The sequence below is a fragment of the Wolbachia endosymbiont of Nasonia vitripennis genome (genome assembly GCF_048054115.1).
Lineage (GTDB): Bacteria > Pseudomonadota > Alphaproteobacteria > Rickettsiales > Anaplasmataceae > Wolbachia.
On sequence record NZ_JAFEVF010000001.1, the window covers coordinates 82,062 to 92,503 of the forward strand.

At 32.3% G+C, this 10,442-nt stretch carries 9 protein-coding genes and 1 pseudogene; 3 read left to right on the forward strand and 7 right to left on the reverse strand.

Going from position 1 to position 10,442, the window contains the following annotated elements; all coding sequences use genetic code 11:
* Window positions 1-20 precede the first annotated feature (20 nt).
* The 3 genes from JR053_RS00390 to JR053_RS00400 form a co-directional block, all read right to left on the reverse strand.
* Window positions 21-659 carry a hypothetical protein gene (locus JR053_RS00390; RefSeq protein WP_416603204.1) on the reverse strand — a complete coding sequence of 213 codons (639 nt, stop codon included), beginning with the start codon at window positions 657-659 and terminating at the stop codon, window positions 21-23.
* Entirely contained in the window at window positions 620-1,741 is a 1,122-nt protein-coding gene (locus tag JR053_RS00395; protein ID WP_236607893.1) for a hypothetical protein, read from the reverse strand. Before JR053_RS00395 ends, JR053_RS00390 begins: the two co-directional genes overlap by 40 nt.
* Before the next feature lie 158 nt (window positions 1,742-1,899).
* Window positions 1,900-3,177 carry an adenylosuccinate synthase gene (locus JR053_RS00400; protein WP_010401253.1) on the reverse strand — a complete coding sequence of 426 codons (1,278 nt, stop codon included), beginning with the start codon at window positions 3,175-3,177 and terminating at the stop codon, window positions 1,900-1,902.
* Window positions 3,178-3,356: 179 nt separating this feature from the next.
* On the opposite strand from JR053_RS00400, the gene JR053_RS00405 reads away from it, so the two are divergent.
* Window positions 3,357-4,889 carry a hypothetical protein gene (locus JR053_RS00405; RefSeq protein WP_007302823.1) on the forward strand — a complete coding sequence of 511 codons (1,533 nt, stop codon included), beginning with the start codon at window positions 3,357-3,359 and terminating at the stop codon, window positions 4,887-4,889.
* Window positions 4,890-5,260: 371 nt separating this feature from the next.
* Here the strand turns inward: JR053_RS00405 and argB are convergent, their stop codons facing one another.
* Both argB and yihA read right to left on the reverse strand, forming a co-directional pair.
* The gene (argB, locus tag JR053_RS00410; protein ID WP_010401255.1) at window positions 5,261-6,199 is read right to left on the reverse strand and encodes an acetylglutamate kinase; all 939 of its coding nucleotides are present in this window, start codon (window positions 6,197-6,199) and stop codon (window positions 5,261-5,263) included.
* A complete protein-coding gene (gene yihA, locus JR053_RS00415; RefSeq protein WP_007302825.1) occupies window positions 6,174-6,767 on the reverse strand; it encodes a ribosome biogenesis GTP-binding protein YihA/YsxC in 594 nt (197 codons plus the stop codon). Before yihA ends, argB begins: the two co-directional genes overlap by 26 nt.
* 113 nt (window positions 6,768-6,880) lie before the next feature.
* Here yihA and prfA point away from each other — a divergent pair, with 113 nt between their 5' ends.
* Together prfA and JR053_RS00425 are read left to right on the forward strand one after the other, a co-directional pair.
* Entirely contained in the window at window positions 6,881-7,972 is a 1,092-nt protein-coding gene (gene prfA / locus JR053_RS00420; RefSeq protein WP_010401258.1) for a peptide chain release factor 1, read from the forward strand.
* A gap of 184 nt (window positions 7,973-8,156) precedes the next feature.
* Window positions 8,157-8,534 (forward strand): leucine-rich repeat domain-containing protein, encoded by a 378-nt coding sequence (locus JR053_RS00425; RefSeq protein WP_416603208.1) that lies wholly within the window; start codon window positions 8,157-8,159, stop codon window positions 8,532-8,534.
* 362 nt (window positions 8,535-8,896) lie between these two features.
* Here the strand turns inward: JR053_RS00425 and JR053_RS00430 are convergent, their stop codons facing one another.
* Together JR053_RS00430 and JR053_RS00435 are read right to left on the reverse strand one after the other, a co-directional pair.
* The gene (locus tag JR053_RS00430; protein ID WP_010401261.1) at window positions 8,897-9,826 is read right to left on the reverse strand and encodes an AEC family transporter; all 930 of its coding nucleotides are present in this window, start codon (window positions 9,824-9,826) and stop codon (window positions 8,897-8,899) included.
* A gap of 258 nt (window positions 9,827-10,084) precedes the next feature.
* Window positions 10,085-10,400: pseudogene (locus tag JR053_RS00435) on the reverse strand (N-acetyltransferase); the annotation flags it as partial.
* Between the last annotated feature and the right edge of the window lie 42 nt (window positions 10,401-10,442).

Below are 10,442 nucleotides of genomic sequence, written 5' to 3' on the forward strand. Positions count from 1 at the left end.
TATCTTACTTTGTTTGCTTGTCAGATCAAGTCTAAACTATTACAATTGAGGCTTCTTTGTTCATCAGCATGAATTTTTTCTCCCAGTCCATCAGCTATTTCTACAACTTTATCATCCCATTCATTCTCACACTCTAGCTTGCTTCTTAACTCTTCAACTTCCCATGCTAGTTTGCATATCCCTTGTTCATAAGATTCCAGTTGTGCTTTATGCTCATCTTTCAACTCTTGCACTTGAAGTTTTAAATTGCTTATATACTGCTCCTTTTCCTTCATTATGTGTGCTGCTTCTTTTAATTTGTCTTCTAACTCCTTCTTTTCTGTATTAACACCTTTTAGCTTACCCTCTAGCTTTCCTTTTGCTTCACATACATTTTTAAGTTCTTGTGCTTTCTCTTGTAACTCTGCTAACACACTTGCTAACTTTTCATCTTTTTGTGCCAGTTCAGTTTGCAATTCCGTGTTTTTTCGCTCTTCTTTTCCAAAACTGTTTTGTAAATCAGTTATTTGTTGTGAAGCAATTTCTGGTTGAGTTTCAGTGTGCTGTAAATTGGCTTCCAATGCATTGCTATTAATAGAAGGAGAAGAAGGAAGGCTATTATCAGCATCAACTTTATGATCTAACTTCCCCTCTGGTTCCTTACCTTGATAAGCCACCATAGATTCATTGTAAAGATTAATAGGAGTAGCCTATTCTCTTCTAGTGATTCCATTACAGCATCATATAAGGAGAGACCTTGAATATATAATTCATCGTTTTGCTTTATTAATTCTAGAATCTCCTTCGATGAAACAAAATCTTCACCATTAAATTTTAGTATTTCAGTTATGCCATCGCTACTCACATTCATAATCATGGTACACATTCCTGATCCATCTTTTGCAGCCCAAGTGCTTGTCATTTCATAATATGCACCTTCTTTAAATTCATAATATCTTTTCTTATCTTTTTTATGAGCGTGTATTTCATGTTTTTTATTGCAATAGATATTCAGTTCTTTAATATCTTTCTCTTGCTGTAAAACGTCACTAATCTTTGTTGGCTCACTATTGTCGTAATGAGTAAGGTTAATATTCAAAACTTTATTATTATTGTCAATTTCTTCACAGTAAACTTGAAAGTCCTCTTTCCATTTTCCAAAATACCTACTTGCAACTTCTTTTCCTTCCTTTACTAACTCTATGTATTTACCTATATTTTTCTCAAAGTCCTCATTAACAGGCTTTTCTCTTTCTTTTACTGCTTCATCCACATACATTCGCTTAAAATCATTATCACCTATTAGATTACTAAAACGCCAATTACCATAAGCTTTTTGTATATCAGTAAAGTCCATCTTTTCTCTCAAAAGCGCTAATAAGCTTATCTTATCTCTCAAATTTTCTAACTCACAATCGAGAAAATCATCGAAACTGCATAACTTTTTATACAGTTCCCTATCTTCTATAATTGAGTGAAGAAATTTCATTATAGTAAGGTTCTTAATGGAAGGCTCATTTTTTTCTGCATCATTAATATAGCTTTTGAGAAATTGAAATATACCAAGCCCATCACTATCTTGGACAAACTTCTCTCTATCATTAAAACAATTGTTGCCCTGTGATGAACATAATCTATTATGCAATTTTTGCAAGTCATGTATTGACTTAACTACATATTCTGCAACTGACAATTCTCTCAGCTGATCACTTGTTTTTTCCGCTTTTACTGCTTTGTCTCCCTTAGTCAAACCTGCAATCATAATACGCCTCCTTTAACTATGTTTATATTATAACAATCAACATGTATTTAAGAAAAATCACACTGCTCACTGTACGTTTACGCTGCTACTTTGCATAATAGATTGCTTGAAGTCACACAAGTATCGTTTTTTATTAGATAAAAGTTAACAAGACGTTTTCATAGATTTTTAAGCTTAATAACATCCTCTCTATTGGGACTAGTTGAAATTAGATGAATTGGTACACCTATTAATTCTTCTATTTTTCTCACATATTTCATCAAATTTGCAGGTAATTCCTTAACTGACCTTTTGCCTTGAGTTTTCTCTTTCCAACCAGGAAATTCTTCATATATTGGCTCTAATTCTTTTTGTATTGAATGTGATGCGGGTAAATAATCATACATTTTTCCGCCATACTTATAACCAGTGCCTATTTTAATAGTATCAAAAGAATCAAGAATATCTAATTTGGTTAATACAATGCTTGAAACTCCAGAGAGTTGTACGGCCTGGCGCACTAAAACTGCGTCAAACCATCCGCAGCGCCTTCTTCTATTGCTTACTGTTCCAAGTTCCTTACCTATAGAAAATAAGCTGTCTCCAATCTCGTTATTTTGTTCAGTAGGAAATGGACCATTACCCACTCTTGTTGTATACGCTTTTGCTACACCAATAATGTGAGCATTGTAGGATAATCCTGAGCCTGTTATCGCTTGCGATGCTACGGTATTACTTGAAGTAACAAAAGGGTAAGTTCCGTGGTCGATATCTAAAAATGCGCCTTGAGCGCCTTCAAATATTATTTTCTTACCTTCTTTCATAAAATCATTTAGTATCTTCCACACAGGTTTTTTATATAAAAGAATTTTTTCTGAAATCTCTTGAATTTCCTTTAATATTTCTTCTTTTTTAACTACCTGGTAGTTAAGTCCTTTTCTGATAGCATTATGGTAACTCAGGAGAGCATCCACTCTTTGATTGAGCTCATCTGTGTTTTCTAAGTCACAAAGGCGTATAGCTCTCCTGCCAACTTTATCTTCATAACATGGCCCTATCCCTTTGTTTGTTGTACCAATTTTGTGATTTCCGTTTAAATCTTCAAATAGCTTTTCCTTGTCCTTATGTACGCTAAGTATTAATGGACAGCTCTCGGATACCATCAAGTTGTTATAGTTTACGTCCACTCCTTTAACTTTCAATGACTCTATTTCTGAGACTAGAGCATGTGAATCAAGAGCAACACCGTTTCCTATAATAGATATTTTGTCCGCTCTCAAAACAGCAGAGGGCAGTAAATTTAATTTATAAACCTCATCATCTATTACTATAGTGTGCCCTGCATTATTTCCTCCCTGAAATCTCACAACTACATCTGCATTCTCAGAAAGATAATCTACTATTTTACCCTTGCCTTCGTCACCCCATTGCAGACCAACAATTACAATATTATTCATCACTATTTTCTAGATTAATACGTAAATATTAATGCAGCATGCTACAAATGAAAAGAGAAATCTACGCCTTTCCTATATCCCTAAAATAAAGAAATAGACTATCGACTTTTTTATATATTATAAAATTATTCATCATTATATGGTACAACTTACAGCATATTTATAGTAAGGTGTTAATTATGAAAGAGGCAAAGAAGAGTCCGGTAGTTAGATTAAAGGCCACAGCTAAAGAATTCAATTTTAGTAAATTAAGAGCAGATCAAGATAATAAATTAGCGAATTCCGGTGAAACAATGTTCTTAGATTTTCAAAGAATGAATTTTATTATTAATGAAAAAGAAATAGATAAAAATTTTATTATTGCATTTAAGGAAGGAGCTAAAGATTATAAAAATGAGATTTTTAACCGTGATAATTTTGATAACCTCTCTGAAGAAGGTAAAGCTTTTATGGAACCAGTACTTAAGGAGCTTGATCAAGATAGACTATCTGAAGTTTGGGAAAATCATTGTAATAGCCCTACAGTTGCTGATGAAAAAAAAATTGATGAATATAGAAAGGAATTTGAGAGATTTTATAACGCAGGGAGAAGCTCTTATCATCTATTCTCCAAAAAAGATTACCGTGCATTAGCAAAGGAAATTTTCAAGGAAATGTTCAGGTACGCTGGGGCAGAAGTTCCAAGTAATGCTATTTTAGAAGAGCTAGTCACCAATTGTAATCAAGCAGGGTATGAAGCTGGTATATTTAATGAATCTCATGCAGCACTCAGTAGTTGTAGCTTGATTCCACATAGTCCTAAAAAAGCGCTAAACATTTACTGCACTGATCACAACCACATAAAAGTGAAGTCTGATATGGCAATGCCTATAACCACGCTTAACAATCCGAAAGAGAAAATATGTGACCTATCCAGCTCATTAGAATTCACACTTGAATCTCAAGATAGCAAAAATGGTATAATATATAAAGAAGGTAAGTTATCACTTACTATTCCTGAAGAGCTAAAAAACTATAAAGATAATGGCAAGAGCTTGTTTGACATTATTAAAGAATATTTTCAGAAATTCTGTGCAGAACTAGGATTTAAATATGAGACAAAAATACAAATAGAGCATGACTTAGGTACTCAAATCAAAGTAAATAACTATTTAGATGGTACGATATCAACCATAGGATCAGATGCAAATGAAGAATTTATTAATCTTTTAAGCAAAAACCTCAGAGAGAAGTTATTGGAATCAGGAGTTGCTCTAGGAGGTGAAGATGTTGATGATATTATTGAAGTCAGAGTATCTGCAGTTATGGATCTACTGCGTGATTATACTAAATTGGAAGATAATAAAGAAAACAGAGAGTTATTAATAAGTGAAGTAGCAGATAATTTAGGGCTTTCCACTCAAGATAAAACAGCATCAGAAGTATTGATGGAATTAAACTCTTTACCTTCTTCGATAAAAGGTCAGGTTAATCATAATCAAGTGCAGTTTGTTGTAAATATTTTTACCAATTTAATTGTTGAAGGAAAAAGCGAAGTATACAAAGAAAAAAATGCAATTAATGCAATTGATGCAATTCATCAGAAGATAGATAAGGCAATTGTTGAGCAAGAAAAAAGAGCAACCAACAAACAAGATATAGAGAATGATAAATGGACAGATAAAATAAAAAAACAGAGATTATCTATGGAATCACATGGGCATTTGCATTAAAGATACTGTGTACAGAGGCGTAGTATGCTCAATTTTCGCCTTTCATTTAAAGCACTCAAATTGACCAAACACACTCAATCCAAAGCGTTTGTAGATTCGATATCTTGAGTAACTTGACGCAGAGAGAATTGTATACCTTAGTCAACTTTTCTAGCGGTATCCATAAGGTAAATCATTATTTGAGTGTTACACCCAAGCCCTCTTTATTTTCCTCTGTTATCAAGCTAAAAATACCATTTGGTTTCATTATGTATACGAAACTATTATGCTTGCAAGAAAAAAAACCCTAAAAAACTGGAAAAGAGAATAGGAATTTGACATAAGCTATTCCCAAATTTTCAATGTTCATATGGTTATAAGCAGTACAGCTATTAATCATCCATTATTGATATACCTGAATTATTCTCAGTAAATAAATCAAGTATAATGTTAGGTACTCTACCGTCAACTATGTGAACAACCCCTGCACATTCTTCTACCATTTTAGTATATGACATAAGCCTTTCAACAAATTTTTCTCCTTTAATTTTTCCACAATCAATCGATTCTTTTAAATTTTTAATCAAGACTCTTCTATTGCCAACTTTGTTTATTTCTTCATCTGTATCACTCAAGATTATCATTTTAGATGCGTAAACTGCAAGTGCAATTGCACTTGCAGTGCTATCAGTATCAATATGATATGTTTCTCCATTTTTTCCATAACCGATAGGTGCAATAACTGGTATAGAATCTGATTCTTCAATAAAGAATAATATATCAGGATTGATTTCAGTTGGTCTACCGATAAATCCCATGTCTAGTATTTTTTCAATATTATTTAATCTATTTTCCCTAAGCGTAGTGCTTATCTTTTCAGCTTTTATGAGGTTGCCATCTTTTCCACATAGTCCAATAGCTGAACCACCAGCAGAATTTATATGCTGAACAATTTTTTTATTAATTGAACCACACAGTGCCATTTCAATGATTTTCATAGTGCTTTTGTCTGTAAGTCTGACACCATTTATAAACTTATCATTCATACCTAGCATTTTTAACACTAAGTTAATTTCATATTCTCCGTCATGAACTACCACCGGATTTATACCAAGCTGTTTCAACAGAACAACATTATGCGCAAAAGCACTAAGCAGCGTTTCATCTGAGATTATTACACTGCTGCATTTGATGATAAAAGTTTCGCCTACAAATTTAGGTATGTTAGACAGAACTTCAAATAATATTTCTGTTTTTTCCTTCAATGGCATCTTACCATTTAAAGATTCATCACTTTTCATTTTTTTATCTTGTAAATTTGAAAAACTCATCTCTTACCTTGGTGATTTTATGCTTAACACGAATGCTTATTTGATGAATTGATACATGTTCATTATTAACCCACTTTTGAGTATTTTCTAGAATAGCATTTAGACTTTCCTGATTCACTTTATCTATTTTTGTTAGCACAATATTAAAGTTAATATTATTACATATTAACCAATAAACAAAGTCTTTGTCTATTTCTTTTAATCCTACCTTGCTATCTATAAGCACAAACACTCTTTTTAGATTTCTCCTGTGAATTAGATAGTACTCAATTAGGTTTAAGTATTGTACTGCTTCTTCCTTGCTTGCACAAGAATAGCCATAACCCGGTAGGTCGACAATCCTAAACTTATCATTGTACATAGAGTAAAAATTTATTTGTCTAGTGCATCCAGGTTTAGAAGAAACTCTTGCAGCTTTTTTGCTGTTTATCAGCAAGTTGATTAAACTTGATTTTCCTACGTTTGATCTACCAGCAAATGCAATCTCTGGAGCCGACTCATCTGGTAATGATTTTTTGTCTGAAGCTCCAAATATGAAGCTGCAGATTGATGTTATCTGTTTTGCCATTATACTTAGGTAGAAATATTCGAGACAATTATAGTGTTATTGCTTGATATAAGAAATTTTTTATTTCAGTATATATTACTTACTTAAACAGCTGAAAACTAGACCTGTACTATATGGATATAGAGAATAATTTACAAGACTTAAAAAAAAAGTTTTCTGATGTAGAGAGAAATCTGGAAAACCCTACCAATTTGAGTCAAAAAGAATTCGTTAGTTTTTCAAAGGAATACTCTGAACTCAGACCAATTATCGAGATAATCGATGAATATAATATATTAAAAGAGGAAATTTCAGATTTAGAAGAAATCATGAAAGATGAGAACAGCGATGGTGATATAAAAGAGTTAGCAAAAGAAGAACTTCTTGAGAAGCAAAAGATACTATTACCGAAAGTAAAAGCAAAACTAAAGTTGGCATTATTACCCAAAGATGAAGATGACTCAAGAAATGCAATATTAGAAATTAGAGCAGGCACAGGCGGAGAAGAAGCAGCATTATTTGCAGCGATGTTATTTCGTATGTATCAAAAATATGCAGAAAGAAGAAATTGGAAGTTTGAGCCAATAAGTATTTCTAATACAGGTATAGGTGGCTATAAGGAAGCTTCTGCACTCATTAATGGAACAGAAGTTTTTGCAAGACTGAAATTTGAGTCAGGGGTGCACAGAGTACAAAGAGTGCCAGAAACTGAATCCTCAGGAAGATTGCACACTTCCGCAGCTACTGTTGCAATATTACCTGAAGTAGAAGAGGTTGACTTTGAAATAGAAGAAAAAGATTTACGCATAGATGTTTATAGATCCAGTGGTCCTGGAGGGCAATCAGTGAATACAACTGACAGCGCAGTAAGGGTCACCCACTTGCCAACAGGGATAGTTGTAATACAGCAAGATGAAAAATCGCAGCACAAAAATAAGGCTAAAGCGCTCAAAGTGTTGAGAGCAAGGCTATACGAAATTGAAAGACAAAAAAAAGAAATGGAAAGGTCAACAATGAGGAAAAGCCAAATTGGTTCTGGAGATCGCTCTGAACGTATAAGAACTTATAACTTTCCACAATCAAGAATAACAGATCATAGAATTAATCTCACTTCACATCGACTAGAACAGATTATAAAAGAAGGTGAACTAGATGAATTTATTGAGGCATTGATTTCACGAAATGAAGCAGAAAGGTTGACTGGAGGGGGTAATGTTACTTTTTGATGGAAATTTGAAACAAAGCATAGGTATCAGGTTAAAAAGAAGTAAAGTTAGTTGTTCATAAGGTTGACAATTATTTAAATTTATGCTATAATTAGCAGCTCTATAACTTACAGAAACCATGGAAGTTGACTTTAACCAATATGTTAATAGTAACACCTTAGAGTTAAATAATCTATATGTATATATGGAAAAGCTAGTAAACTTTTTACAGAAAAAGCAAAATATTACAAGCTTGACTTTATCTAATTGTTATATTGATGCTCAGTGCGGAGAAGTTTTAAATGAAGCATTAGAGAATATTAATCTTCCAAATATTACTGAGTGTAAATTAACTTCTAGCATTATTGGCGCAGAAGGCTCAATAGCAATCACTAAATTGTTAAAGAATGGTAACTTTCCAAATCTTATTAAACTTGATTTAATTTCTAATGATATTGATGTTGAAAGTGGAATAATATTAATGAGTGCGCTAAGGGGTGGTAGTTTTTCAAATATTAAAGAATTTAATTTACTTTATGACAACGTCTGCAACGAAGGCATAGCAGCATTACGTGAATCATAGAACAACAATATGCTTCCAAATCTTATTAAGTTTAGTTTTCCCTTTAGTATTACTAATGATAACAAAGATATGGAAATGTCAAACGAATACCTATTCGGTTAATAGCATCATATAGAAAAAGGCAAGTTACATTTATTTGTTGCTGCTCATAGAACATCCAAATTCAACTATAGACCTGCTAAAAGGTGTAGGAAATCTTACTGCTATTGACATTATTGCGAAAATTCCATCAATTGATAACTTCCTATTCTGTGTAAAAAAATAAGAAAGGAGAGGAAAAAAGGATTAGTTTCTTTTATGATTATCCAAGAAGTCTAGTCTAAATTCAAGTTTTGTGAATAGGCTAGCGCTTAAATTTTTGATCAAAAAGGGACAAGTTTAGTAAAAAATAATGATATTATAAGTGGAACATAAAATAGTCCCACTGCAGTACTAATTAGGAGCAATAAAGTAGCTTTATCTGGTTGGTAATTTAAAATATTAGCAAGTATTATACTGGATCCAGAAATCGGAATAATAGCCAGTAACATCAGTGCTTTATAGATGCTTTCATCGTATATACCTGTAACATGCTTGTCTAGCAAGACAATTCCCAAAACAAATGACGGCCAGAATATGTACTTTGCTACAATAGTGGTCAAGGCAAGCTTCCAATCTACTTTAAAATTTGTAATTTGTGCAATACTTACTCCAAGCAGCACCATTCCTAATGTGATAAATGTACTTCTGATATTTATCATAACATCTGTCAAAAAAGTGGGTATTTGTATATCATATATACTTAAAAAGAAACCTAGAATCATTGCATATAATGAGGGAAGTTTGAGTAACTTTAATACGCATTCTTTTGCAGTATAGATACCATTTGCAGCTATATAAAATCCCAAGCTATTTTCAAATAGTGCCATTCCTATGTAACAGACAACATACACAGACACTGAATCTTCATCAAATAAAGCAATGGCAATCGGTAGACCAAAATAACCCATACTTGTGCTGCCCGAGCTAAACGCTAATATGTTTCTCGTGTTGTCCTTAAATAAAAAAGAAGAAAGATAATAAACTGATAAAGACATAGTACTACCTATAAACCATATCAAAATCGGCAGAGAAATTACTTTTAAATTAACTTCTGTATGAGATACTCCGTATAAAATCACTATTGGATTAGCTATATAAAAGAGTATTTGAGATATAGTATTTCTATCAATTTTAAGATATCTTCCTGCTAAGTAACCAATAAGTATTGTAATGTAAATAGGTAATATTTTGAGGAAAAGAGTAAAGAACATACTAGCCTATTGTGATATCTTTGCTGATAAAGTGATATTAGATTTTAAGGTATTGTAAAAGTAAGTAAAATTTATTTTCCAATTAATCAAGTTCATAGTTAGTTAGTTAAAAAAAGATTCACTGAGTGCCAAAATTTGTTCTTATATAGGACTTAATAATGATATTTTTATGATTAAATTATGTTAAGTTTGTATAAAGCTCCTTGTATATTTTTATAAACCACTTGTAGTAATTTAGGTAGATTGTTGAAAAAACACTCATCTTGAATGGTTCTCAGGAATTCTTGCCTTAATCATTAAAATCGCACTATTACTTTCCATAATTTTTTTTAAAGCCAACTTTTTCGTAAACACGGATTGCACAAACATTTGCTATACCTGGGTCGACAAAGGCATTCTCATAAACTTTAAAGACAAATTTGTTTAAAAATATATTCAAAGCTTGTGAACCAACTCCTTTACCTACATAATTCAGCTCTCCGATATACCAGTCTATAGCAGCACAACTTTCTGGAAGTTCTAAAGTGTTATAGACCTGTTCAGGTGGGAAATCATGTTTGTTGTAATATTGAATTGTAATAGTTTAGACTTGATCTGACAAGCAAACAAAGTAAGA